General features: G+C 48.5%; 22 protein-coding genes. 12 read left to right on the forward strand and 10 right to left on the reverse strand.

The features are described from left to right. The first annotated feature begins 5 nt into the window (after positions 1-5). The 9 genes from QZZ54_RS02485 to QZZ54_RS02525 all read left to right on the forward strand — a co-directional run bounded on the left by QZZ54_RS02485 (position 6) and on the right by QZZ54_RS02525 (position 7956). Positions 6-857, forward strand: a complete 852-nt coding sequence (locus QZZ54_RS02485; protein ID WP_290698067.1) for an aminotransferase class IV — start codon at positions 6-8, stop codon at positions 855-857. Positions 858-874: 17 nt separating this feature from the next. Continuing rightward, complete coding sequence (locus QZZ54_RS02490; protein WP_290698069.1) at positions 875-1156, forward strand: DUF493 family protein; 282 nt, start codon at positions 875-877, stop codon at positions 1154-1156. Further along, positions 1156-1845, forward strand: a complete 690-nt coding sequence (gene lipB / locus QZZ54_RS02495) for a lipoyl(octanoyl) transferase LipB (protein WP_290698072.1) — start codon at positions 1156-1158, stop codon at positions 1843-1845. The genes QZZ54_RS02490 and lipB overlap by 1 nt, the downstream gene beginning before the upstream one ends. Continuing rightward, entirely contained in the window at positions 1835-2869 is a 1035-nt protein-coding gene (lipA, locus tag QZZ54_RS02500) for a lipoyl synthase (protein ID WP_290698075.1), read from the forward strand. Before lipB ends, lipA begins: the two co-directional genes overlap by 11 nt. Further along, positions 2869-3804 (forward strand): lysylphosphatidylglycerol synthase domain-containing protein, encoded by a 936-nt coding sequence (locus QZZ54_RS02505; protein ID WP_290698077.1) that lies wholly within the window; start codon positions 2869-2871, stop codon positions 3802-3804. Before lipA ends, QZZ54_RS02505 begins: the two co-directional genes overlap by 1 nt. 97 nt (positions 3805-3901) lie before the next feature. After that, entirely contained in the window at positions 3902-4936 is a 1035-nt protein-coding gene (locus tag QZZ54_RS02510) for a glycosyltransferase family 2 protein (RefSeq protein ID WP_290698079.1), read from the forward strand. After that, on the forward strand, positions 4911-6503 hold the full coding sequence (locus QZZ54_RS02515) for a glycosyltransferase family 39 protein (protein ID WP_290698082.1): 1593 nt from the start codon (positions 4911-4913) through the stop codon (positions 6501-6503). The genes QZZ54_RS02510 and QZZ54_RS02515 overlap by 26 nt, the downstream gene beginning before the upstream one ends. Then, the gene (locus QZZ54_RS02520; RefSeq protein ID WP_290698085.1) at positions 6478-7341 is read left to right on the forward strand and encodes a phosphatase PAP2 family protein; all 864 of its coding nucleotides are present in this window, start codon (positions 6478-6480) and stop codon (positions 7339-7341) included. The genes QZZ54_RS02515 and QZZ54_RS02520 overlap by 26 nt, the downstream gene beginning before the upstream one ends. Positions 7342-7518: 177 nt before the next feature. Further along, on the forward strand, positions 7519-7956 hold the full coding sequence (locus QZZ54_RS02525) for an OsmC family protein (protein ID WP_290698088.1): 438 nt from the start codon (positions 7519-7521) through the stop codon (positions 7954-7956). Positions 7957-8277: 321 nt separating this feature from the next. Here QZZ54_RS02525 and QZZ54_RS02530 read toward each other — a convergent pair whose 3' ends face one another. The 5 genes from QZZ54_RS02530 to leuS all read right to left on the reverse strand — a co-directional run bounded on the left by QZZ54_RS02530 (position 8278) and on the right by leuS (position 14342). Beyond that, positions 8278-9156 (reverse strand): DMT family transporter, encoded by an 879-nt coding sequence (locus QZZ54_RS02530; protein ID WP_290698091.1) that lies wholly within the window; start codon positions 9154-9156, stop codon positions 8278-8280. A 565-nt stretch (positions 9157-9721) separates the two neighbouring features. After that, a complete protein-coding gene (locus tag QZZ54_RS02535) occupies positions 9722-10045 on the reverse strand; it encodes a cytochrome c (RefSeq protein WP_290698094.1) in 324 nt (107 codons plus the stop codon). A 172-nt stretch (positions 10046-10217) separates the two neighbouring features. Further along, a complete protein-coding gene (gene holA / locus QZZ54_RS02540) occupies positions 10218-11234 on the reverse strand; it encodes a DNA polymerase III subunit delta (RefSeq protein ID WP_290698097.1) in 1017 nt (338 codons plus the stop codon). A 5-nt stretch (positions 11235-11239) separates the two neighbouring features. Beyond that, positions 11240-11740 (reverse strand): LPS assembly lipoprotein LptE, encoded by a 501-nt coding sequence (gene lptE, locus QZZ54_RS02545; protein ID WP_290698100.1) that lies wholly within the window; start codon positions 11738-11740, stop codon positions 11240-11242. Between the two features lie 10 nt (positions 11741-11750). After that, positions 11751-14342, reverse strand: a complete 2592-nt coding sequence (gene leuS, locus QZZ54_RS02550; protein WP_290698103.1) for a leucine--tRNA ligase — start codon at positions 14340-14342, stop codon at positions 11751-11753. Between the two features lie 124 nt (positions 14343-14466). Between leuS and QZZ54_RS02555 the strand changes: the two genes are divergently transcribed. Then, on the forward strand, positions 14467-15009 hold the full coding sequence (locus QZZ54_RS02555; protein ID WP_290698106.1) for a zinc ribbon-containing protein: 543 nt from the start codon (positions 14467-14469) through the stop codon (positions 15007-15009). Here the strand turns inward: QZZ54_RS02555 and lnt are convergent. The 5 genes from lnt to miaB form a co-directional block, all read right to left on the reverse strand. Beyond that, the gene (lnt, locus tag QZZ54_RS02560) at positions 14953-16476 is read right to left on the reverse strand and encodes an apolipoprotein N-acyltransferase (RefSeq protein ID WP_290698109.1); all 1524 of its coding nucleotides are present in this window, start codon (positions 16474-16476) and stop codon (positions 14953-14955) included. The two genes, QZZ54_RS02555 and lnt, sit on opposite strands and share 57 nt — an antisense overlap. Positions 16477-16487: 11 nt before the next feature. Further along, entirely contained in the window at positions 16488-17333 is an 846-nt protein-coding gene (locus tag QZZ54_RS02565) for a transporter associated domain-containing protein (RefSeq protein WP_290698112.1), read from the reverse strand. 62 nt (positions 17334-17395) lie between these two features. Beyond that, complete coding sequence (gene ybeY / locus QZZ54_RS02570; RefSeq protein ID WP_290698115.1) at positions 17396-17854, reverse strand: rRNA maturation RNase YbeY; 459 nt, start codon at positions 17852-17854, stop codon at positions 17396-17398. Next, positions 17851-18852 carry a PhoH family protein gene (locus tag QZZ54_RS02575; protein ID WP_290698118.1) on the reverse strand — a complete coding sequence of 334 codons (1002 nt, stop codon included), beginning with the start codon at positions 18850-18852 and terminating at the stop codon, positions 17851-17853. Before QZZ54_RS02575 ends, ybeY begins: the two co-directional genes overlap by 4 nt. 45 nt (positions 18853-18897) lie before the next feature. Next, entirely contained in the window at positions 18898-20271 is a 1374-nt protein-coding gene (gene miaB / locus QZZ54_RS02580) for a tRNA (N6-isopentenyl adenosine(37)-C2)-methylthiotransferase MiaB (RefSeq protein WP_290698121.1), read from the reverse strand. A 159-nt stretch (positions 20272-20430) separates the two neighbouring features. On the opposite strand from miaB, the gene QZZ54_RS02585 reads away from it, so the two are divergent. Together QZZ54_RS02585 and QZZ54_RS02590 are read left to right on the forward strand one after the other, a co-directional pair. Further along, positions 20431-20751 carry a DUF1820 family protein gene (locus QZZ54_RS02585; RefSeq protein ID WP_290698125.1) on the forward strand — a complete coding sequence of 107 codons (321 nt, stop codon included), beginning with the start codon at positions 20431-20433 and terminating at the stop codon, positions 20749-20751. Between the two features lie 614 nt (positions 20752-21365). Further along, the gene (locus QZZ54_RS02590; protein ID WP_290698128.1) at positions 21366-24710 is read left to right on the forward strand and encodes an EAL domain-containing protein; all 3345 of its coding nucleotides are present in this window, start codon (positions 21366-21368) and stop codon (positions 24708-24710) included. The last annotated feature ends 8 nt before the right edge of the window (positions 24711-24718 follow it).

Raw genomic sequence — 24718 nt, forward strand, 5'->3', positions numbered from 1 at the left:
CGAAGATGAAAACTGTATATCTGAACGGTGAATATATCGCTGCAGACAAAGCCCAGGTCTCTGTATTTGACCGGGGTTTTCTGTTTGGCGATAGCGTTTATGAAGTGATCCCTTTTTATCAGGGCCAGGGTTTCCGGCTGGATGAGCATCTGCAGCGACTCGGGCATAGTTTGCGAGGGGTTCAGATCAGTGCAGAGTTTGATTGGAAAGAGATTCTGACCCGTTTAGTTGAATTAAATGGCGGGGGGAATTTGTCGGTTTATCTGCAGATTAGTCGGGGGAGTTCGGGTAGCCGAAGCCACATCTATGATGCAGATATGACCCCGACGGTGTTTGCCAGCTGTAGTCCTATAAAAGATATCTATGATGCGGGCCTCGATTCAGTTGACGGTGTCCGGGCAATTGTCACCGCAGACCTGCGCTGGGGGCGTTGTGATATCAAAAGCACTGGCTTGTTACCGAATATACTGGTGATGCAGCAGGCACGCCAGGCCGGCGTAGAAGAAGCACTGATGATTCGTGATGGGCTGTTAACTGAAGGGGCTTCCTGTAATCTGTTTCTGGTCGATAAAGGGGTGATTTATACTCCGAAGCGAGGTTCAGATATTCTTGGCGGTACCACCCGGGAACTGATTTTACAGTTAGCCGATGAAAACGGTATTCCTGCGCAGGAAGTTGATATCGACTACGAGCGTCTGCTAGCTGCAGATGAGGTTTGGGTTAGTAGCTCCACCCGGGCTGTAGTTCCGGTGCTTGAAATTGATGGTCAGCCGGTGGCTGATGGAAAGAAAGGGCCGTTATGGGCTCGTATGTTTGAATTATTTACCTGTTATCAGCGCGACCTGATGAAAGGTTGAGTGACCGAGAGAGAGTTATGGCCCAGAAAACTGAGCAAGAAGCACCCAAAATTGAATTTCCCTGTGCGGATTATCCGATTAAGATAATTGGCCGGGCGGGGCCTGATTTTAAAGAGCTGGTGATCGATATTGTTCGCCAGTATGCCCCTGATCTGGATCTGAGTAAGGTTGACGAGCAGGACAGTAAAAAAGGCACTTTTACCTCTGTGCGAATGAAGGTTACGGCTACCGGTGCCGACCAGCTGGATGCGATGCATAAGGCGTTGAAAGCGACTGGCCGTGTTCAGATGGTGATTTGATGGCGCCGTCTGAACCTTTGGTAGTCCAGGTATCTGAAAAAATTGTTATTCGTGATCTGGGGTTAGTTGAGTATCAACCCACCTGGTTGACGATGCAGAATTTCACCGCCAGCCGAGATGCTGAGACAGTAGACGAAATCTGGTTGCTGGAACATCACCCTGTGTTTACTCAGGGCCAGGCTGGCAACGAGTCACATCTGTTAACGACTGGAGATATTCCGGTGGTTAAGGTTGATCGGGGTGGTCAGGTCACTTATCACGGGCCGGGACAGCTGGTGGTTTATCTGTTGCTTAATTTGCGGCGGAAAAAATTTGGTGTAAGAGAACTGGTTGCACGGATGGAAGCCAGTATTGTTGAGTTATTGGCGAGTTTCGGTGTCGAGGCGTATGCCAAGCCTGATGCTCCCGGTGTCTACGTCAATGAAGCAAAGATTTGCTCGCTGGGATTGCGAGTACGTAAAGGCTGCTCATTCCATGGGCTAGCGTTTAATCTGGATATGGATCTGGAACCCTTTAATCGGATAAACCCATGTGGTTATGCGGGTATGGCAGTTACCCGTCTGACCAATATAGCAGACAATATAGACCGGGAATTCGTTAAAGATTCACTTATAGAAATACTGGTGAAAAGACTCGGCTACATCGAGCGCGCCAATGCTAATTCGCTGGAAGATATAGATGTCAGATAATAGTGATAAGTTGCAAAGTGCTCAGTCTCAAAGCTCTGAAATTAATAGCTCTGAGAATCAAAAAGCTAAGCCCAAGCGCGCCGAAGCGGGTGTGAAGTTGCGCGGGGCAGAAAAGGTTGCGCGTATCCCGGTGAAGGTTATTCCGACAGAACGGGATCAGATTCTGCGTAAGCCCGAGTGGTTACGGGTCTCTCTGGGGACTACGCCTAAGGTTCAGGGAATCAAAAATAAGCTACGCAAACATAAACTAGCGTCTGTTTGCGAGGAAGCTAGTTGCCCTAATCTGGGTGAGTGTTTCAGCCATGGTACTGCGACCTTCATGATTATGGGTGATATCTGTACCCGTCGTTGTCCGTTCTGTGATGTTGCCCATGGACGTCCAAAACCACTCCCTGAGAATGAACCTCATGAATTGGCTGCAGCAATAGCAGATATGGAACTTCGTTATGTGGTTATCACTTCGGTAGACCGTGATGATCTGCGTGATGGTGGGGCAGAGCACTTTGCCCGCTGTATTACTGAAACCCGTAAAGCGGTGCCGTCGATTCAGGTGGAAACGCTGGTACCTGACTTCCGGGGTCGTATGGATGTCGCGCTGGATGTTTTGCAGCAGACGCCGCCCGATGTTTTTAACCATAATATGGAAACCGTACCGCGTTTGTATCGAAAAGTGCGTCCGGGAGCCGACTATAAGTGGTCATTAGAGCTGCTGAAAAAATATAAACAGCGCTGTCCAGATGTTCGGACTAAGTCGGGTCTGATGGTGGGTGTGGGTGAAACTAAAGAAGAGATCTTCGAAGTTTTAAAAGACCTGAGAGCGCATGATGTGGATATGCTAACGATCGGTCAGTACCTGCAGCCTAGCCGTGATCATCTGCCGATTGATCGCTATGTAACGCCGGCTGAGTTTGATGAATATGCAAAAGTGGCGAAAGAACTGGGTTTTTCTCAAGTCGCTAGTGGTCCGCTGGTGCGTTCTTCTTATCATGCAGACCTGCAGGCGAAAGGCGAAGCAATCAGCTAATGAGTCGCTCTCAACTGCTTAAACTGCTGCTGTCGGTGGTGATCCTGGTGATCACCCTGGCAGTGGTCGAGTATCAGATCGGCTGGTACAGCCTGCTGACCTCATGGCAGGGTTTCTCAGCGGGAACTTTAACCTTGCTGGTGATCTTGTCACTCTCTAGTAATGCGCTACGTGCGTTAAGAATTAAAGTCAGTTTTGAGCTCCCCGCCGCTCGTTACCCACAGATGTTTTATCTCAGTACCAATCATAATTTATTGAATAATCTGCTGCCGATGCGCACCGGAGAGGTGGCGTTTCCGGTACTGATTAAGCGGTACTTTGGCATCGGCGTTGTGGAATCTTCTTCGCATCTGCTTTTATACCGACTGCTGGACCTGGTAGCCTTGCTATCAATTGCGGGTGTGTTGGCGCTGTGGCAATCAAATCAGATGATCTCCATTGCTATCATGCTCGTTACGCTGTTTGGCTTGCTGCTGTTTGATCGTGGTAAGCGGTTGTTGGTCTGGTTACTGGGTCGTTTCAGTAGCCCGAAGCTAGCTAAGCTGGCGAAGGCGTTCAGTGATCTGCCTACACGTGGCGGTCACTTCGGTGTGATTGTTCTGACCACTTATGCTGTCTGGCTAACTAAATTGCTGGCGTTTCTTGGGGTGGTGTTGCAACTCTCACAACTGACCCTGGCTCAGGCCGTAACCAGTGTGGCTATTGCTGACTTGTCATCTATCCTGCCAATCCATGGGGTGGCAGGCTCAGGGACTTTTGAGGCGGCTTTTGTGTTGGCGGGTAAACTGTATGCCATTGATACGACTGCGCTGCTGACAGTCGCTGTTCAGCTGCACCTGTTTCTTTTACTGATGTCATTTGCGGCCTTTCTGTTAGGTTGGCTGGTGGCGAAAATATTTAACCGTCATTCTTCATTAAAGGCAGAGGTAGAGTAGCCTGCAATGCTAGCAGTCACGGGCATTACCTTCATATCAACGGGGCTTTGTGATAGAGTCCGCTTTAAATTTTGAATAGCCTATATCCGGGTAAATTATGAAATCATTATCGATCGTCGTACCGATGTATAAAGAAGAGGACTGTGTATTTCCGCTGGTTGAGCGGGTACATGAGGCTCTCAGTGATTATGCCGGTAAGTGGGAACTTGTATGCGTCGATGATGGTAGTCCGGATCAGACTGTTGCTCGCCTTAATCAAGCACAGGAGCAGTGGGGCGATCACCTAAGAGTGGTTGAGTTACAGCGTAATTTTGGTCAAACCGCAGCGATGCAAGCAGGTATTGACGCTGCCCGTGGCGAAATTATTGTCACAATGGATGGTGATCTGCAGAACGATCCCGGCGATATCCAACGGATGATCGTTGAGATGGAAGAGCGCGATCTGGACATGCTTCAGGGTTGGAGAAAGAAACGGGAAGATGAATCTACCCGCAAGTTCTTCTCTCGTCAGGCTAACCGCCTGATCGCCAAAGTGACCAAGGTGCGTCTGCATGACTATGGCTGCAGCCTGAAAGTTTATCGTGCCAGCATTATTAAACAGGTACGACTGTTTGGTGAGATGCACCGTTTTATCCCTGTTTGGGTCGCTTCCGTTACTAAGCCAGAGCGGATCGGTGAAACCGTTGTTGATCATCACGCGCGTCAGTTTGGTGAGTCTAAGTATGGTTTATCGCGCACCTTTCGCGTGATTCTAGACCTGCTGGTTGTATTTTTCTTCCTGAAATTTAAAGCACGTCCTGGCCACTTTTTTGGCTACCTTGGCTTAGGTATGGGCATGCTGGGTTCGCTGATTATGACCTGGTTGGTTATGGTCAAGTTGTTCCTTGGTGAAGATATCGGCAGTCGTCCATTATTCATGGTGGGTATCTTCCTGCTGGTGGTTTCTCTGCAATTTATTACCACCGGTGTACTGGCTGAAATGATGTCCCGAATCTTCTTCGAAACATCGAATACCCGTGGCTATACGCTGCGTGAAAAGCTTAGTGATGATGAAGAAGGACAGTGGTTTAATCCTCAGCCTAATGTAATGGACGAGATGACAGCGCATGACGCCGACACTGCGCCAAAGTAAAACGCTTCACTATGGACTGCTGTTCGCAGCAGTCTTTTTTGCTTTTTTCTGGAACATCTGGGGGTTTCCTCTTTTTGATCTGGATGAGGGGGCGTTCTCAGAAGCAACGCGCGAGATGCTCGCCAACAATAACTTTGCCGCGACCTATCTGGACGGCGAACCCCGCTATGATAAGCCGATTTTAAGCTATTGGTTTCAGGCGCTGAGTGTTTCCCTGTTCGACCTGAGTGAATTCTCTTTACGATTGCCTTCGGCTATCGCCGCTAGTTGCTGGATGCTGGCCTGTTATCGGTTTGCCCGTCAGCAGTGGGATAGCAACACCGCGCTCTTTACTGTACTGATTATGGCGAATACGCTTTGGATAGGTATTATCGGTAAAGGGGCTATTGCGGATGCCTGGTTAAACCTCTTTCTCACCCTCACCGTTCTCGATATCTGGCGCTACTGGCAACAGCCAGAATCATCGCGCTTTTTGTTATTACGGGTTTATCTGTGGATGGCGTTGGGATTGTTGACCAAAGGGCCTGTAGCGGTGCTGATTCCGTTGTTGGTCAGCGGTATTTTCTTTGTGGTTCAGGGGCAGTGGCGGCGCTGGCTGACGGCGATCTTTTATCTGCCAGGCTGGGTATTGCTGTTGCTGATTCTGACGCCCTGGTTATGGCTGGTGTATCAGGATCAGGGGATGGGTTTTTTTAAAGGCTTTCTACTAGATCATAACCTTAACCGGTTCAGCGACACTCGCGAAGGTCATGGCGGTAAGCTCTGGTATTACCTCATAGCCTTGCCTCTGGTATTGTTGCCGTTTAGTGCGGCATTGTTTACTCTGCTACGTAATCTGCGTGAATATTGTAAGGACTCACTTACCCTCTATCTTATGATATGGCTGGGTGTTGTGTTTGCCCTAGTGTCAGTCTCAGGTACTCAGCTGCCTCACTATGTAGTCTATGGTATTTCTGGTTTACTGTTACTGTTTGCCCATTATCGCGATCGTCTGTTCCGTAGCTGGGGGCTGGTCTTTCCGTTAGTGTTCTTTATCCTGATGCTCGCACTGCCCTGGATTCTTGAATCTGCAGCAGGCAGTAGTCGTAAGCTTTATGAACAAGAGATGCTGGGCCGGGTCTGGGATGTCGTTGGGACGCCCTACCTAATTGCCAGTGTTATTGCGTTACTGCTGGTCCTGGGTATTACCTTTACTTCAAAGCTGGAAAAGCCAGTTAAGTTTGTAGCCATTGGCTTTATTCAGACACTGTTCGTTTTCAACTTCTTTATTCAGGTGATGGCGGGTTTACAACAGTTGCCGGTCCAGGAAGCGGCCTATATCGCTAAAGCCCGGGCAGGAGAGAATGTAGTCGCCTATGGCCTACATATGCCGACCTTCAGTGTTTATCGTGATGCGATTACACCCAAAGAGAAAAACCCGAAGCCGGGAGATCTTATCTTTACCGATGCGGATAATCTGAAAAAACTGCAAAAACGTCATCCTGAGGCGCTATTACAGCCGCTGTATAGTAAAGGCGGAATTCGGTTAATGGAGTGGCGTGATGCAAAGCCTGCTAACGCAGATTAAACAGTGTTTTATTATTGCTGGATTACCCGATCAGCTGAAGAGTGCTCAGCAGGGTTTTAATAAGCAGACAGATCAGCAAGCGCTGGCTCGTTTAACCCTGTTGGCGTTGGTTTTACTGGGTACAGCGCTGCTGCTCTGGCTAGTAGCTGGCTATCATGGTGCTTTTCATCTGTTCAATCAGTTTACCCCTTATTTGCCAGCAACTTTTTGGCAGATCGCTACGTTTATGGGGGATACTACATTTGTTTTGGCGTTGTCTCTGCTCGTTGCGCGGCGTAATCCCGCGATTTTATGGGTGCTATTGATTGCTGCGGTTTATGGCACACTCGCGACCCATGGGTTTAAAAACTTGTTTGATGCTGCCCGGCCTCCGGTTGCGTTGTTAACCGATGATTACAATCTGGTGGGCCGAGCGCTGAGAAATGGCAGTTTCCCATCGGGTCACTCACTGTCGGCGTTGGTCTTCGTCACAACGGCCTATTACTTCTTCAACAACCCGATATTGCGAGGCACTCTCCTGCTAGTTGGCGGGGGGGTTGCTCTGAGTCGGGTGATGGTTGCCGCTCACTGGCCGATCGATGTTTTAGTGGGTAGCGCACTGGGTATACTGGTTACCGTCGCTGCCATTAAGACAGCGCAGAGGTTCTCATTGGGTTTTCGTTTACCAATGCACCTGTTTATCCTGTTTCTGCTCCTAACGGCTGCTCTGATGATTCTGGGGGGGCATGACGGGGGGTATCCACAGGCTCATCTTTTCGCCAAAGTCATCGCGCTGTCCTCACTGCTGGTCTTTGTCTTTGAATACTTCCTGCCGCTAAAACAGTCCCGGTCTGGCTAATCTAAGCAGACCTCTGCGTTTTTCTTTAAATGGGCAGCTAAAACTGTCTACTCATCAGCTTTTGACTCTTTCTATAACCCGGTTAACTATGCGATAATTCATTACATTAGATATTTCTTATGTAGTGAGTGCTTATGCAGCGCGACTACAGAATTTTTAACGATTAGGGTGTTTATCATGGCTGCTAATAAAGTTATCTCCGTTTCTACTTCAATGAAAGCTGGGTGTCAGGTTCATGCTGATATTCGGGGTCATAAAATTGTTATCGATCAGCCAACCCAGGCGGGTGGTACGGATGAAGGCCCTACACCATTAGAGTTCTTTCTGTTCTCGCTGGCTGGATGTATCGCCAGCATCGCTCGTGTAGCCGCAACGCAACAGAAAATAGAGATGCGCAGTATCGATATTGATGTGGATGGTGCAATGAACCCCGCCGGACTGCTAGGTAAGCCCACCGAAGACCGTGTAGGTTTCCAGACCATCACCGTGAAAGCACAGATTGATGCTGACTTGAGTGATGAGGAGAAGGTTAAGTTTTTCCAGGAAGTCTGCCATCGCTGCCCGCTGGACGACAATATAATGCTTGAAACGAAAGTTACGCATTCTTTGGTTTAGTAGCTCGAACGCCGCTTCGCGGCTTGCTCGACGGAAAACTTCGTTTTCCTTGTTCGAAAAGGAAAAAGTCAGGGCTGGGCTATTTTTTTATAGGTAGTGAGTCAGATGATAAAAAAAAGGCTGATGTTTAACGCATCAGCCTTTTTTATTTGTGGATTAAGGCGCCTCGGTTATGTCTGCTAAGTGCAAAAAGCAGTCGTTCCCTTAGCCACTCCGGCATCTACAATAAAATGGCCTTTTTGTGCTGTTTGTAGCGCGCGACGGTTTTTCTGAAAGAGTTCAAAAATCACTACGGTGAGCCCTCTGCCAGAATAGTCTGATTCAGCGTTTCCAGAGCACGTTGATCAATGCTCCTGAAATAATAAAACCACCACCGGCGAGAGTCCAGAAGGTTGGAATCTCGCTGAACAAGGCCCAACCTAAAATCAGCGCAAAGAGAACCTGAACATAGGAATACGCAGTGGCTTTACCTGCCTCTTCATACTGTAGCGCTTTTGTTAACCCTACCTGTCCTATTTGGGTAAAAATGCCCACCAGCAAGAGTAATATCAGCGCTTCGAACCCTGGCATGACGAAATTATCACCCAGTAACGCCACTGATATGGGTAAGGCTATCAGTGGGAAATAGAAAATAATCACGGAGCTGTCTTCGACCTGACTTAGGCGACGTACAATTACATACGCAACCGCAGCGACAAGAGATCCAAACAGGGCAGCAACCACACTAATCAGGGGCAATTCATTAACCGTAGAGCTAAAGATTAAATCGGGCTTCACCATAATCACTAGCCCAATAATACTGAGAACAATACACAGCATCGTAGAACGCTGGATCTGCTCTTTTAGAAACAGTAATGCCATCAATGCAGTAAAAATTGGGGATAGATGCTTCAACATTGTTGCTTCAGCCAACGGTAAGGCCGTCATTGCAAAATAGCCGCACAGCAAGGCCACAAATCCGGCAGCACCACGGGCGATCAGTAAGGTTTTATTCTCCCCCCAAATAGATATCCTTTTCCGTTTTACATCTAGATAGCTGATCACTAACGATACAATTGCTCGAGCAGCCACTATCTCAAGAACGGGAATATCATATTGGCTAACCGCTTTGACGCAGGCTGCCATAAGTGAAAAACCAAAAGCAGAGAGCAACATGTAGCGCAGCCCTAGGGGGAGAATGCGATTTAATTCTGAGAACATAGTTATTCTTATAGTAATAACGAGAGAGGGGATATGTGCGCCAGACGGTTTTTCATTTCTGACATAAACAGTGAAAGAATAAAGCTAAGATCTCTTGTGTAGCATTAATCTAAATACCACCTTAACTTATAGAATAGAAACTAATTTTTATTATAACTAAAACAGTTTTGATGATCTTAGAGGTTTACTCATAGCACTCCCAACCAATAGCACTATCTATAAAACACCACTACTATCTATAACCCTTCAGCGACTCAAGATCCTCCATATATAAGAGCATCTACCTTGCTTAAAATCTAAAAAGTCAGGCAATAGTCCGCTTTGGGTCGAAAGTAGAGATAGGTGTCAGATTGATTTGAAGGGTATTGAGTTAAAATGGGGCGGATTTATGTTTTCTAGGGAGTTCAAGGGTAAGTGACCAAACTGGGGGAAATGCCGCTCCTACTGGTACCTAAATACTCTTCCTCGCAAGGAAAACGAAGTTTTCCGTCTAGCCACTAGCAGCCGCGAAGCGGCGTTCTAGCTAACCGAACTTGTTCGGAGGTCTGCTTTTATGGCGTTCTAGCTACCGTACTTTAAGGCTAAACAGGTAATCCACAATCGCTGATGCTTGTTGTTCTGTGAGGTCTGGAAATGTCGGCATCTCAGGCCGTGACGGGTCGCCTTGACGGATTAGCAGTACCACCTGCTCTTCCAACAATGCTGTACGCTTGTTTGCAGGGATGCCTTTGAGAAAGTCGCCAGTGCCATCTTTTTTATGGCAGCGTGCGCAGTTAAGGGAGTAGAGCTCTTCACCATCGATTGAGGTTGTTTGCGGATCGCTGTTGTCTGAGCAACCGGTCAGTAACAGGGTGAGTAGAGCGGGTAACATGATCAATCGGGTATTCATTTCAGAATCTGTCCTCTCTCAAAACCAGCTTTAAGTATCGCTTATATGCTAAAGATAGATCAACTCTCGTAATTTGATATACGGTATTAATGCTCTTCTTAGCAAGGAAAACGAAGTTTTCCGTCTAGCCTCTAGCAGCCGCGAAGCGGCGTTCTAACTAGCCGAGGGTGATCTATTCTAGCCCTAATTCGACCCCGGCAAGTTGCAGGGTTATTCCGGTCAGAGTTAACCAAGGGTCGCCAACAGCGCCTTTGATCTGCGCGTCGGCTTCTGAGCAACGGCTTAGCATCTGCTTGAGGGTGTCAGGGTGAATGCGCTGAGCCGCTGAGCGTAACCAGTTTTTCCGTTTGCCCCAGACTCGCTCTCGCTGACAGATAGTGTCGAAAGGGGTGCCTTTGCTGAGGCCGTTCTGGACGGCGATGAGAGACCGGATTTCTTTGCTGATCGCCCAGAGCGCTACGGTTGCTTCAGTGCCTTCCTGTCGCAACACTTCAATGATTTTGTTACAGCGGCTAACCTGTTGCTGTATAGCGGCTTCGGTCAGGCCGTAGATGTCATAGCGGGAGCTATCGGATACGCTGTCCATCACCATATCAGCGGAGATGCTTTGGCCGGCGTAGAGTAGGTTAAGTTTGTCCAGCTCCTGCTTAGCTGCCAGCAGGTTACCTTCGATACGTTCACAGAGTAACTGAACCGCATCATTTTCAAGGTTAAGACCGATCTGCTGGGCTCGCTGATTAATCCAGCCAGGGAGTTGCTGAAGTTCTACCGGCCAGATCTCTACAATAATACCTTTCTGATCGATCGCCTTGAACCACGCACTTTTCTTTGCCCCTGCGTCCAGTTTATTAGCGATGATCAGTAGTACATTGTCTTCCGCAGGACGTTCCAGGTATTCGCGCAGGATATCACTGGCTTGTTTGTTGGGTTTGCTGCTGCCTAAGCGAAGTTCGATGATTTTCTGTTCAGCAAACAGGGAGAGAGCGTTGGCGCACTGCAGTAGGTATTCCCACTTAAAGCCCGAGTCGGTGTAGAGGGTTTCCCGTTCGGTGAATCCCACGGAGTTGAGATGTTGACGCAGAAGGTCGCAGCTTTCCTCAATCAGCAGGGTTTCGTCCCCGGTCACCATATAAACCGGAGCCGGTTGCAGGCTGAGTTTGCTGGCAAGCTGCTCTGGTTTTATTTTCATAGGTTCTAAGGCTTAATGTTGGCGTAGAAGCGGAGGATCTGACTGGCCAGTTGCTGCTCCATTTCAGAGTAGAGCTGGGTTTCCTGAACGCTGCTGGCGGTTTCCCGGTCGGCATCGTAATCGTAAGTGCGTTCTATTGTCAGCTTACGTTCCAGTACTATCTCCCCTTGTGGATTTCTCACAAGGAAACTGACCTTCCGGGTTAATTCGTACTCGTCGATATCGGCGTTAGCACCCAGAGAGGCTTCACGACGACTTCGGGACTCAGAATTAATCTCTAGCTGATAGCCCGGGCCGCCGTTTACCCTAATACCGTTGGCTTCAAACTGACGGCGCAGAAGTGGTTCCAGGCTACTACGTGAGCGATCTGGCATTACCAGAGTCAGCTGGCGTAGCGGTTCTGCTATATCAGCACTGCCACGCAGATGAAATCCGCAGGCGGAGAGCATCAGACAGCTGACTATCAGAAAGAGTGTTGCTGAAAACCGATTCAGGCCGTAAGTCATCTGTTATTCCTTAACCAACAACGATGTTGACCAGTTTATTGGGTACCACAATCTGCTTACGAATTGTTTTACCATCCATGTGGCGTTGAACCCCTTCATCTGCCAAGGCTGTATGTAACACAACGCTTTCATCGGAATCTGCGGGCACATTGATCTTCGCCCGGACTTTGCCATTGACCTGAACGACCATCATTACATTGGCCTGGGTCATGGCTGCTTCGTCGGCCATCGGCCAGGGCGAATCCAGTAGAGTATTGCTGTTACCCAGATCTATCCATAGCTGATGGGTGATGTGAGGCACGATGGGGGCTAGTAACTGAACCGCTGCGGTGAGTGCTTCACGGGTGATAGCACGTCCCTGGTCACTGGCATCAACAAAGCGGCTGATGGCGTTAGTCAGTTCCATTACTGCAGCGATGGCCGTATTGAACGTCTGACGACGTTCAACGTCATCGGAAACCTTCTTAATTGTTTCGTGGGTCTTGCGGCGCAGCTCTTTTTGCTGATCATTTAACGAATCAGGCTCGATAGCGACCAGATCACCCGGGTATTGCAGGTGATCGTGTACCAGTTTCCACAGACGTCGAAGGAAGCGATGTGCCCCTTCAACACCGGAATCCGACCATTCCAGAGATTGCTCAGGAGGCGCGGCAAACATCATAAACAGGCGCACCGTATCGGCGCCGTATTTATCGATCATCACTTGTGGATCGATACCGTTGTTCTTTGACTTGGACATCTTGCCCATGCCTGCGGAATCAACTGGCTGGCCATCTTCGATGTGAGTCGCTTTAATGACACGACCTTTCTCGTCCTTCTCAATTTTGACTTCAGTTGGCGAGATCCACAGCTTGCCGCCGTTCTCATCTTCGCGATAGAAGGTTTCTGCCAGTACCATGCCCTGACACAATAGACGTTCAAACGGCTCGTCAGAGTTAACCAGTCCCTGATCACGCATTAGCTTGTGGAAGAAGCGTGAATAAAGCAGGTGGAGAATGGCGTGCTCGATACCGCCAATATACTGATTGACCGGCAGCCAGTAATTAGCTGCATCTGGTTCTAGCATTGTTTCGGCGTTACGGCAGGCGTAACGAGCGTAATACCAGGACGATTCCATAAAAGTATCGAAGGTGTCCGTTTCACGCTCAGCGTCACCGCCACACTTTGGACAGCTGGTCTTCTTGAAACTGTCCATTTTTTTGATTGGGGAGCCTACACCATCAAAAGTTACATCAGCAGGAAGGACAACAGGCAGCTGATCCTCAGGTACCGGAACTGCACCACAGCTGTCGCAGTTGATAACTGGAATCGGGGTGCCCCAATAGCGCTGACGGGATACACCCCAGTCGCGCAGTCGATAGTTGATGGTGGTTTTGCCTTTGCCTTTGCTCTGGAGTTCAGCGGCAATCGCTTTGAATCCCATCTCAAAATCTAACTCATCGAAATCTCCGGAATTCACCAGAATACCTTTGTCGGTATAGGCTTCTTCATCCATATTGACGATGATATCGCTATCAGCAGGGCGGATGACCTGCTTGATAGGCAAGTTGTATTTTTTGGCGAATTCAAAGTCACGTTGATCATGGGCCGGTACGGACATAACTGCGCCAGAACCGTAATCCATCAGTACGAAGTTTGCTGTCCATACCGGGACCATTTCACCGGTAATTGGATGAGCCGCCTGGATACCCAGATCGAAGCCTTTCTTTTCCATAGTGGCCATATCGGCTTCAGCCACTTTCATGTTTTTGCACTCAGCGACAAATGCTTGCAGTTCAGGATTGTTCTCTGCTGCTTGCTGAGCCAGTGGATGAGCTGGGGCTACCGCAACGTAAGTCACGCCCATCAGTGTATCCGGACGGGTGGTAAAGACTTCCATCTCGCCGAAGCCTTCTACATGAAAGCTTAACTCTACGCCTTCAGAACGGCCGATCCAGTTTCGCTGCATAGTGAGGACCTGTTCAGGCCACTCTCCCAGCTTGTCCAGATCATCCAATAGCTCATCGGCGTAATCGGTGATTTTCAGAAACCACTGAGGGATCTTCTTGCGCTCAACCAAAGCACCGGAACGCCAGCCGCGGCCATCGATAACCTGTTCATTCGCCAGTACGGTCTGGTCAACCGGGTCCCAGTTTACTTCTGAATCTTTTTTGTAGACCAATCCTTTTTCCATCAACTGGGTAAAGAACCACTGCTCCCAGCGATAGTACTCTGGGTGACAGGTGGCAACTTCCCGGCTCCAGTCGTAACCAAAGCCCATCAGATCCAGCTGATCACGCATGTAATCGATGTTTTCATAGGTCCACTTAGCGGGTGGCACATTGTTTTTCATCGCCGCGTTTTCCGCGGGCAGGCCGAAAGCGTCCCACCCCATCGGTTGCAGGACATTCTTACCCTGCATCCGCTGATAGCGAGAAACTACATCGCCAATGGTGTAGTTACGAACATGGCCCATGTGTAGCCGACCACTAGGGTAGGGGAACATGGATAGGCAGTAGAATTTCTCTTTGGAAAGGTCTTCAGTCGCTTTGAAGCTTTCATTTTCTACCCAGAATTTCTGGACTTCTGGCTCAATGTGCTGCGGTTTGTATTGTTCGTTCATTTTGGCTCTGATAATAAAAACCGGCAAAGGATTGGTGCCGGTCAATGGAAAGTTTTGTCTATGGAGCATAGGATACAATATATGCAATCTTACATATAGTTTTTCGTCGGCTTTGGAGAGTGATATGAGCAACAATAATAATGGTATAGATCGCAGTGCTCAGTATGACCGCGTACTTAGTCGTTTGCGTAAGGATCTGGAATCAGCAGAACACCGCTCATGGGACTACCTGCAACAGAAGATTGAAGAGGCGGTAGAGCTTGAATTGACTGCTGAAGAGATGACCCGGGATGAGATGGATCTGCTCAGTGCTTATTTGAAACGGGATCTTAAGCGTCTGGGGTACTATGCCCATGAAACCGGAGAGGGAATCGCCGCCTGGCTTAACTTTGATCTGAATGTTCTGGAACAGCAGGTTGCCCGGCAATTGATGGAGTTGGCAGATCGAACCCGTATTGGTATTGCCGAGTTAGAACAGCGGTTGGACAGTGGTGAAGATCATTATCATGCCCGCGAAATAGCGGCGGCAGGCACGTTTTCCTGCTTAGTGTGCGGAGAGAAGACGACTAACACCCGTACTAGTCGTCTATCCCTGTGTCAGAAATGCGGCTCAGATACTTTTGTACGTGCTTCTGCTCCTTGGAGTAGCGGTGAAGAGACCGAGTAATAGCATTAGCGCTGTCAGAATCTGTAGCGGTAATATTCCCCACTGCTGATAAGGTGTCAGGCCTTCCATTCGGCGGACCTCACCTACCAGCACCGCCTGCTCATATTGAGGTATTGTCGCGCTGATCTGTCCATCCGGGCTAATCAGTGCGCTGATGCCGTTATTGGTACTCCGGATTAACCAACGCCCAGTTTCCAGTGCCCGCATACGCGCTATCTGCAGATGCTGTGTCGGGGCGGTAGAGTGACCAAACCAGGTGTCATTGCTGACGGTGAGTAACAGGTCGCTGTTCAGGCTGTTATGCCGGACCAGTTCAGGATAGGCGATCTCGTAACAGATAAACGGTGCGATATGGCTATCACCTGCTTCTAACAGCGGTTGGTTGGCTGAGCCAAGACTAAATTCAGACATCGGCAGATCGAAGAAGTCGATGATGCCGCGTAACTGACGCTCCAGTGGAACGTATTCACCGAAAGGTACCAATCGTTGCTTATCGTAGTTTCCACCGCCACCGGCAAACAGGGTCAGACTATTAGTATAGCGCCTTCCTTTAGGGTGTTCGGGGTCGAGATACATAGTCGGAATACCGCTGATCATGGCAGTATTGCTTTGCTCTAGTTGCTCTATCAACGGGCTGAGCATCGCTGATGCCGACGTGTAAAAAGTAGGTATAGCAGTTTCAGGCCAGATCAGTAGATCGACTTTATCGCTGTCCTGACTTAGGTCGACATAGGTTTGCAGAATGTTATTCAGATTGCTGCGTATCCATTTCTCTTCCTGAGGAATGTTCGCCTGCACCAGCATCACATCTACCGGCTCACCAATCGGCAAGGTCCAGTCTTCAGGAATTTCTTCCTGTTGTATGGCGACCCAGGGGATTGCCAGCAACATCAGGATTGCAGCTGATTGTAGCGGGTGATTCAAACGCTTAAAGAAGCTGACTGACAGTGTACCCACTAATACTACATAGAGGCTGAGGAACCAGACGCCACCCAGTGGGGCAAATACCGCCATGGGAGTATCAATCAGGCCGTAGCCGAGGTAGAGCCAGGGGAAACCGGTAAGTAACCAGCTACGCAGCCATTCAAAGAGTAACCAGAGTGCGCAAAAACCGATAGCATTACGGAAAAAACGAGTATAGATCCAGCTTTGAATGGAAAAAAGTATTGCCAGAGCGGCGACAAATAGAAAAGTCATTGAGCCGGCCAGAAGACTGGAGGCGTTGCCATGCTCATGAATGCTGACAAATACCCAGGACACGCCTGCACCGAAAAATCCGAGGCCGTAACACCAGCCAAGCCAGCCTCCGATCCGGGGAGAACAGTTGTGCAGTGAGATAAACAGCAGTGCTACGGAAATGCCCCCCAGGTACCAATAATCAAAAGGGGCTAACGAGAGCGGAGCGATTGCGCCAGCAGATAGGCAAAGTAACACGCGCCAGAATATGTACGGAGTGCGGTTAGCCATGGATAATCGCCCTATTCTGAACGAATAACCTGCAGCAGGCGAATTCGCCGGTTGTCGGCGCTAAGAATTTTAAATGTGAAGGCATCGATTTCTACAGTCTCATCCTTGTTTGGTAGATGACCAAATTTCTGAGTCACCAATCCACCGATAGTATCAAATTCATCGTCAGGCATGCCAATATCGAAAAATTCATTAAAATCTTCAATGGGTGTCAGCGCTTTAACGATATAACCATTATCGTCGAAAGGTTTAATATTACCATCGTCATCATCTGCGTCATGCTCATCTTCAATTTCGCCGACGATCTGCTCAAGTACGTCTTCAATGGTAATAACACCGGAGACCCCTGCATATTCGTCGACAACGATGGCCATATGATTACGGGTAGCGCGAAACTCTTGCAGCAGTACGTTAAGGCGTTTGCTTTCCGGAATGAACGTGGCTTTGCGAACATGTTGTGAAATGTCGAAGTTTTCCAGATAGTTATCATCCAGAATCAATGGCAAAAGGTCTTTGGCCAGTAGCACGCCGAGGATGTCATCCGGATTTTCACCAATGACCGGGAAGCGAGAGTGGGCGGAAGAGATAATAATCGGCAGGAACTCTTTAGGTGTCTGATCAGCTTCTACCACCACCATTTGTGATCTGGGGATCATAACATCCCGTACCTGTCGATCGGCCACCTGCATTGCGCCTTCAATAATACTGAACGCTTCCTGATCCAGAACGTTTTCATCGGCGGCGTCTTTAAGATCAGCCAGCAGGTCTTCGCGGGTTTTCGGCTCATCAGAAAAGGCTTGGGCGAGTTTGCCTAACCACGTTTTCTGATGACCATTTCCCGGTCGATCTTCACTCATTGTGTGCTCCGTTTATTCGATCACAAACTTTATGGGTTAACAGGTCTATCTGATTGTCAGCGTTATTCGCTTAACAAATAGGGGTCAGGAATGTTCAGAGTAGCAAGAATTTCCCGTTCCAGCTGTTCCATCTCTTCTGCTTCAAGGTTATTTATATGGTCGAATCCCAATAGATGCAAGACTCCATGTATAACCATATGACACCAGTGGTTGAATAACGGCTTATTTTGTTCGATAGCTTCGCAGGAAACGACCTCTGCGCAGATCACTAAATCACCCAGAAGGTCCAGTTCTATGCCCTCAGGCATCTCAAACGGGAAGGACAAAACATTGGTGGAGCTGTCTTTACCACGGTATTGATTATTCAGCTCCTGACTCTCTTGTGGTGCAACTATACGTATAGAGAGTTCAGCTGCGTCCAGGCGGCCTTTCAGGGCGGCGCTGACCCATTCAGTAAGCTGAGCTTCGGAGGGAAGGTCGATGTCTTCAATCTGACACTGACGATCAACAAAATAGTTCATCGCTTGTCCTGTTGGGAAGGTTGCTGCTTTTCATAAAGCTCATAGGCATCGACAATATGTCCAACCAGAGGGTGTCGGACCACATCTTTAGAGTTAAAGCGGGTAAACCCTATCCCTTTAACTTCTTTCAGTACTTCGCTGGCGTGGATTAATCCGGAGCGTACCCCTTTGGGTAAGTCTATCTGGGTTGTATCACCGGTGATCACTGCGGTGGAGCCAAAGCCTATCCGGGTAAGGAACATCTTCATCTGTTCCCGGGTAGTATTCTGGCTTTCATCAAGGATGACGAAAGACCCATTCAGCGTTCGGCCTCGCATATAAGCCAGCGGAGCAACTTCAATTACATTGCGTTCGATAAGTTTACTGACCCGCTCAATACCGAGCATCTCATAAAGAGCGTCGTAGAGGGGGCGTAGGTAAGGGTCTACTTTTTGACTCAGATCACCGGGTAAAAAGCCCAGTTTTTCACCGGCTTCGACCGCCGGACGAACCAGCAGTATACGGCTGACTTCTTCCCGTTCCAGCGCTTCACAAGCGCAGGCAACGGCCAAATAGGTTTTACCCGTACCGGCAGGGCCAATGCCGAAATTGATATCATGGGTCAGAATGGTGCGGACATAGCTCTGTTGATTCGGCCCGCGCGGGCGGATCTGGACTTTGCGGGTCTGGATGGTAATGTCGGCCTGATAAACCGGCGCGGCAGGCTCACCACCCGATAGCTGTTCAACGCCGGATTGCTGCAACAACAGGTGGATCTGATCCGGTGTGACCGGCTCTCCCTTTTGTGCATCTTCATAGAGTTGTTCGAGCATCTTGGCGCCGGCGCGGATCAGGTCGGATTTGCCCGCCAGTTGGAAGCTGTTGCCCCGGTTACTGATCTCAATGCCCAGCCGTTTCTCTAGCAGTCGCAGGTGCTCATCGAGCTGGCCACAGAGGTTCGACAGATGCTGCGGGCTATCGGGCTCCAGAGTGAGCTTTATTGTTTGCGCTGTGTTCAAAAACTGATCCTTAGATTGAGATGCTGATAAGTATAGGGTATTGGTTTACTGAGTGTCTTGTGTTGCAAGGGTGCCATCCAGCTCAGATCCCACCAGCTCACCTACCAGAGAGTTGGTGTAGATCTCAGCGATACGGACATCGGCAAAGTGGCCGATCATGTCCGGATTGTCACAGCGGAAGTTAACCACTCTATTATTCTCAGTACGGCCCTGTAGCTTGCCTGGGTCTTTCTTCGAGTAGTTGGTTACTAATATGCGTTGTACTGAGTCGACCATACGACGGCTGATCTGCAATGCTTGCTGAAGAATACGATCTTGCAAAATTTTCAGGCGGAGCTTCTTTGTTTCGTCTGAAATATCGTCCGGCAGATCGGCAGCGGGTGTACCTGGGCGACGGCTGTAAATAAAGCTATATGAGTTATCAAACCCAATCTCTGCGATCAGATTCATGGTTGCTTCAAACTCGGCATCGGTTTCTCCGGGGAAGCCGATAATGAAATCAGAAGATAGAGTGATGTTCGGGCGTGCTGCGCGAATCTTCCTTATTAGGGACTTATATTCAAGGGCCATATGACCGCGCTTCATCGCATTCAAAATTCGATCAGATCCGCTCTGAACGGGTAGGTGCAGGAAGCTAACAAGCTCAGGGACGTCACGATAAACGTCTATCAGACTATCGGTAAACTCAACGGGGTGAGAGGTGGTAAAACGAATGCGATCGACACCATCGATGGCTGCAACGTTACGGATTAACTCTGCCAGATCCGCGAAATCGCTATCAGAGGTTGCACCTTGGTAAGCGTTGACGTTCTGTCCTAATAGGTGGATCTCCCGTACACCCTGCTCGGACAGTTCAAGTACTTCTGCCAGAACGTCGTTCAGCGGTCGGCTGACTTCTTCGCCGCGAGTATAGGGAACTACACAGAAGGTGCAGTATTTGCTGCAACCTTCCATGATCGAAACGAAGGCCTCAGCCCCTTCAACCCGAGGTGCGGGGAGGTGGTCGAATTTTTCGATTTCGGGGAAGCTGATATCAACAATGCCTTTCTTCTGAGTGCCGGCATTAGTGATGTCGATCATCTCCGGCAGACGATGGAGGGTCTGTGGTCCAAAGATCATATCCACGTATGGTGCCCGCTTGAGGATGGCATCGCCTTCCTGAGAAGCAACGCAGCCACCCACTCCGATCTTCAGATCAGGGTTTTTAGCTTTCAGCTTGCGCCAGCGGCCCAGCTGATGGAAAACTTTTTCCTGGGCCTTTTCTCGGATCGAACAGGTGTTTAGGAGCAGCACGTCGGCTTCATTCTGATTGTCGGTCAGCTCAAGTTCATGGCTCTCGCCCAGTAGATCTGCCATACGGGCGGAATCGTACTCGTTCATCTGGCAACCATGGGTTTTAATGAATAGCTTCTTGGCCATTGCACACCTGTCTTTAAATCTTGGGAAAAGTAAAAGGGCAGAAATTATACTTTAAGGTCACCGGGGATCATAGTTTTTAACTGCCTCTGTGCATGACTTGTAATCATATAAAAGAACCCCATATAGCAGGCAGTCAAACCTATTTGAGTGCTCTGAAGAATGGCAAGTGAACCCATCTACCGAATCAAATTTCTTAATCAGAACGAGGTCTATGAGATCTACGCTCTGAATGTCTATCAAAGTGACTTATGGGGTTTTCTGGAGGTTGAAAATTTTGTTTTTGGCAGTCAGAGCTCATTGCTGGTTGATCCGTCTGAAGAGAAACTGAAAAAACAGTTTGAAGAGGTAGAGCGCAGTTATATTCCGATGCAGGCGATTATCCGCATCGACGAAGTTAAGCATGAAGGTGTGGCCAAAATTACCGAGGCCAAGGGGACTGTTACGCAGTTTCCGGTGATGCCGCCGCGTCCACGCAGTTAATGCGAGCGGTAAGCTTTCAGGCTATTTTTGTGTAAACGCTGATCTGTGTTTCACTGAACTGAACCCCAGATTCAATCTAAAATACCTATCATCAAAAAAACAGCATACAGCTGAGTCATCGCTAACGATGGCCAGCTGCATGCCTGGTTTATCTCTTTCTCCTCAATATCACCCGCCTAAACAATCTGTCCTGGCTGAACCGTTGCCAGCGCCCAGCAGGTGAATCTGCAACAAGCATTGATTAGAACCTATGTCGCGAATTTTGCGAGCAGGCCCGTAGGTCTTTGCCGGATAGTCATACATAGGGCTCACCGCTTTGCTGTCATTCGTTTAAAGAAGTGAGTCGTGTCGGAGATATAAAGGCCGTAGTAATGGTTCTCCTTTTCACAGTGTCGGCGGGAGTATTACTTTTTCGAGCCTAAAATTAAGCTACAAGTTGTGCAAACCTCCTTCTATAAACGCCGAATTAGAACGCTTCAACCCCCAGTCTCTGGTGTTTTATGTGGCTAAGTTAGTTTGCAGATTGGGTAGTTTCAGGTGACTATTGCTGGTGCTTTCGCGTAAATTGTTTTATAGCGTAATAAGATCATATTTTTCAGAGTACTTAGCCGCATATGCCATCAGAGATTCCTGCCAGTGCATCCCCTAATAAGTTTTTGATAGAGGGATTTTATACCCATCTTCTACCGGGTATTGCATATATTGTTCTGGCTCACTGCTCTATAACCTGGCTGTCTATTCAGCCGAGTGAGGCCTCAGCAGTCTGGCCTGCTGCCGGTGTGTCGATTACGGCTATTCTTCTGCGTGGTTATCGTGTTTGTTTTGGACTATTTGTCGCCTTGATGATTTTTTATGCCAGCAGTTGGTTAGATACTGAAAACGCTGCAACGGTAGTCCGTTCCCTCTCTTTGATGTTTTTGCTCAGCTGTGCCGCCGTAATGCAAGCCGTTGGGGCTGTATGGTTGGTAAATCGATTTCTGGGAGGTCTGCCTGCTTTAATCGATGATAAAGAGATAACACAGTTTCTGTTTATTATCGGGCCGGTGGCTTCTATGGTCGCAAGTCTGATGGCAATTACCACGTTTCTCTTCTTTGGCATTATCGGAGGGGATGAGTATTTTGTCAGTTGGTTAACTTGGTGGATTGGGGACACTATCGGTGCCATTGTGATGGTGCCTATGTTATTAGCTCTGTTTGCTAACAAGCAGAGCACCCTCTATACACGTAGAATGGCTATTGGTTTGCCTATGGTGGGTTTGCTAGTCGTGATCATCACGTTATTCATAGTGACTAAAAACTATGAGTCAAAAGAACGAATGTCTCAGTTTAACCGACAGGCTGAACAGCTACATTCGCATTTTCAGGCAAGGCTTAATGCTGGGGTTGAGGTGCTTTACTCGCTGCGCAGTTTTTTTATCAGTAGTACTCTTGTTGATGATCATGAGTTTTCTAAATTCACTAAGTACACTCTGACGCGTTACCCTGAAATCCAGGCGCTAGAGTGGATTCCCCGGTTACACCACTCTCTTCGTTCAGAATATGAAAGTACTTCTGGTGGTGTTCCTGGTTCTGTCAGGCAGGTACTGGAAAGAGATGAGCTAGGTTCTTTTCGGCTCGCAGCTGAAAGAGATTTCTATTACCCGATTACCTATATTGAGCCTTTTAAGGGAAATGAACGGGCTTTCGGTTATGACGTGGCTAGCCATCCAACTGCGAAGCAGGCTTTGTACAGAGCTCGGGAGGTAAATGGGCTGTCATTTACGGCACCAATAACACTTGCCCAAGAGTCTGGAGGACAGCGAGGCATCGTTGCATACCTGCAAATTAATCATGGCTGGGTTGATACTGGTCTTTCGAATGAAGGGGTCGTGGCGGCTGTGTATCGGATGGGAGACTTTGTTGGCTCGGTGCTGGAGAGTCGTGAGGATCTTGCTTCATACATCGATATTGAATTACTTGATAATACAGACGATCCGAAACTGATATTCAGTTCGGCTAACGAGTCTATGATCCCTAACACTGATCTTAAGTGGGACAGTGATTATGTTATAGGTGGCCGGAGCTATCAGTTTAAGTACACGGCTAAACCCGAATTTTATACCCTTTTATTTCAGTGGAGCAGTTGGATCGTTCTGCTGGCGGGCATGATATTTACCGCGTTGTTGGGCGGCTGGTTGCTCTCCCTGACCGGGAGGACCCTGAGAGTGGGACAGCTAGTGGGGGAGAAAACAGCTTCGTTGCAATATGAAGTAGAGGAACGGCGGCGAGCTGAACAGGAGTTGCGTAAAGTTTCTAAAGCGGTTGAGTTCAGCCCTAATATGGTGCTTATAACCCGTCCAGACGGAGAAATTGAGTACTCCAGCCCTAAGTTTACTGAAGAGACCGGTTATAGCACGGAAGATGTTATAGGCCAGAATATTGAGATGCTTCACTATGTACGCTTGGGCGAGATTTCCTATCGAGATCTGTGGCATGAGCTAGAGAACAGGGAAGTCTGGCGTGGTGAAATAGTAAACCGGAAAAAGTCAGGCGACCTGTATTGGGCGCAAGTTAGTATCGCTCCTATTTACGACTTAGAGGAAGAGCTGACTCATTATGTGGTTACGCTACAGGATATTACTGAGAATCGACTGATCTCCGAGCAGATTAGTTATCAGGCAAGTCATGATCAGTTAACTGCGTTGGTAAATCGCCGTGAGTTTGAAGTCCGGCTTGAAACACTATTGAAAACGCAGTGTCAGGCTGGGGCTCAGCACGCTTTTTGTTTTCTCGATCTGGATCAGTTTAAGGTGGTCAACGATACTTCAGGGCATGTTGCAGGCGATGAGTTGCTGCGACAGGTTTCGGCTCTGTTACAAGAGAGGGTGAGGGCAAATGATACTCTGGCCCGGCTGGGAGGGGATGAGTTCGGTATCCTGTTGCAAAACTGCCCTCTGGAGAAAGCTAGGCTAGTCGCTGAAGATGTACGTAATACTATCGCCCAGTTTAAATTCTGTTGGGAACAGCAGGTGTTCAGTATCGGGGTGAGTATCGGTGTTGTTGAAATTAACGAACACTCTGCGGGCCTGACAGAAATTCTCAAACATGCTGATTCCGCCTGCTATACAGCTAAAGATTCTGGTCGTAACCGGGTTCGTCTGTACTCGGTTGGCAATGAGATGCTGGCTCAGCGGGAGGGGGAGATGCAATGGGTCTCAGAAATCAACTCAGCGCTGGATGAAAATCGCTTCGTTCTTTATGGGCAGCTAATCGTGCCGTTACAGAACCCTCAACTTAAACCGGATATTGAAATACTGCTGAGGATGAAAGGCCGGGATGGGAAGATAGTTCCTCCAGGGGCTTTTCTCCCTGCAGCAGAACGTTATCAGTTGTCAGGTCAGATAGATCAGTGGGTGGTAGACCATGCGTTTGCCTGGCTGGAACGTAACTTTACCCAGTTCAGTCAATATTTTGGTTGTTGTGCGATTAACTTGTCAGGTGGCAGTTTGGGGGATCCTGACCTGAAGCAGACAATTATTGGTCACCTGGATAATTCGTCAATGCTGCCTTACAAGGTTAAGTTTGAGATAACTGAGACTTCTGCTATTGCCAATTTGTCAGAAGCTCAGCGATTCATCAATGCTCTGAAAGCCTATGGCTGCCAGTTTTCTCTGGATGATTTCGGTAGTGGTTTATCTTCCTTTGCTTACCTGAAGAACTTGCCGGTCGATAACCTGAAAATCGACGGTCAGTTTGTCAAAGGTATTCTGGACGATAAGCTCGATCTGGCGATGGTTAAATCAATCAACGATATTGGTCATGTGATGGGTAAAGTGACCATTGCCGAGTTTGTCGAGAATGATGAGGTACGAGAGTTATTACGTGAAATCGGAGTGGATTATGGTCAGGGCTATGGCTTGGGGCTCCCTGAACCATTGGATCTTTTGCTACAGCAAGTGAGTGGTGATGACGATCGATAGCTGTTTGT

Source organism: Amphritea sp., assembly GCF_016744155.1.
GTDB lineage: Bacteria > Pseudomonadota > Gammaproteobacteria > Pseudomonadales > Balneatricaceae > Amphritea.

Bases quoted from the DNA above. Each gene is read 5' to 3' on its own strand.
- QZZ54_RS02485 (WP_290698067.1), top strand. From the start codon at position 6: ATGAAAACTGTATATCTGAACGGTGAATATATCGCTGCAGACAAAGCC.
- QZZ54_RS02490 (WP_290698069.1), top strand. From the start codon at position 875: ATGGCCCAGAAAACTGAGCAAGAAGCACCCAAAATTGAATTTCCCTGT.
- lipB (WP_290698072.1), top strand. From the start codon at position 1,156: ATGGCGCCGTCTGAACCTTTGGTAGTCCAGGTATCTGAAAAAATTGTT.
- lipA (WP_290698075.1), top strand. From the start codon at position 1,835: ATGTCAGATAATAGTGATAAGTTGCAAAGTGCTCAGTCTCAAAGCTCT.
- QZZ54_RS02505 (WP_290698077.1), top strand. From the start codon at position 2,869: ATGAGTCGCTCTCAACTGCTTAAACTGCTGCTGTCGGTGGTGATCCTG.
- QZZ54_RS02510 (WP_290698079.1), top strand. From the start codon at position 3,902: ATGAAATCATTATCGATCGTCGTACCGATGTATAAAGAAGAGGACTGT.
- QZZ54_RS02515 (WP_290698082.1), top strand. From the start codon at position 4,911: ATGACGCCGACACTGCGCCAAAGTAAAACGCTTCACTATGGACTGCTG.
- QZZ54_RS02520 (WP_290698085.1), top strand. From the start codon at position 6,478: ATGCAAAGCCTGCTAACGCAGATTAAACAGTGTTTTATTATTGCTGGA.
- QZZ54_RS02525 (WP_290698088.1), top strand. From the start codon at position 7,519: ATGGCTGCTAATAAAGTTATCTCCGTTTCTACTTCAATGAAAGCTGGG.
- QZZ54_RS02530 (WP_290698091.1), bottom strand. From the start codon at position 9,156: ATGTTCTCAGAATTAAATCGCATTCTCCCCCTAGGGCTGCGCTACATG.
- QZZ54_RS02535 (WP_290698094.1), bottom strand. From the start codon at position 10,045: ATGAATACCCGATTGATCATGTTACCCGCTCTACTCACCCTGTTACTG.
- holA (WP_290698097.1), bottom strand. From the start codon at position 11,234: ATGAAAATAAAACCAGAGCAGCTTGCCAGCAAACTCAGCCTGCAACCG.
- lptE (WP_290698100.1), bottom strand. From the start codon at position 11,740: ATGACTTACGGCCTGAATCGGTTTTCAGCAACACTCTTTCTGATAGTC.
- leuS (WP_290698103.1), bottom strand. From the start codon at position 14,342: ATGAACGAACAATACAAACCGCAGCACATTGAGCCAGAAGTCCAGAAA.
- QZZ54_RS02555 (WP_290698106.1), top strand. From the start codon at position 14,467: ATGAGCAACAATAATAATGGTATAGATCGCAGTGCTCAGTATGACCGC.
- lnt (WP_290698109.1), bottom strand. From the start codon at position 16,476: ATGGCTAACCGCACTCCGTACATATTCTGGCGCGTGTTACTTTGCCTA.
- QZZ54_RS02565 (WP_290698112.1), bottom strand. From the start codon at position 17,333: ATGAGTGAAGATCGACCGGGAAATGGTCATCAGAAAACGTGGTTAGGC.
- ybeY (WP_290698115.1), bottom strand. From the start codon at position 17,854: ATGAACTATTTTGTTGATCGTCAGTGTCAGATTGAAGACATCGACCTT.
- miaB (WP_290698121.1), bottom strand. From the start codon at position 20,271: ATGGCCAAGAAGCTATTCATTAAAACCCATGGTTGCCAGATGAACGAG.
- QZZ54_RS02585 (WP_290698125.1), top strand. From the start codon at position 20,431: ATGGCAAGTGAACCCATCTACCGAATCAAATTTCTTAATCAGAACGAG.
- QZZ54_RS02590 (WP_290698128.1), top strand. From the start codon at position 21,366: ATGCCATCAGAGATTCCTGCCAGTGCATCCCCTAATAAGTTTTTGATA.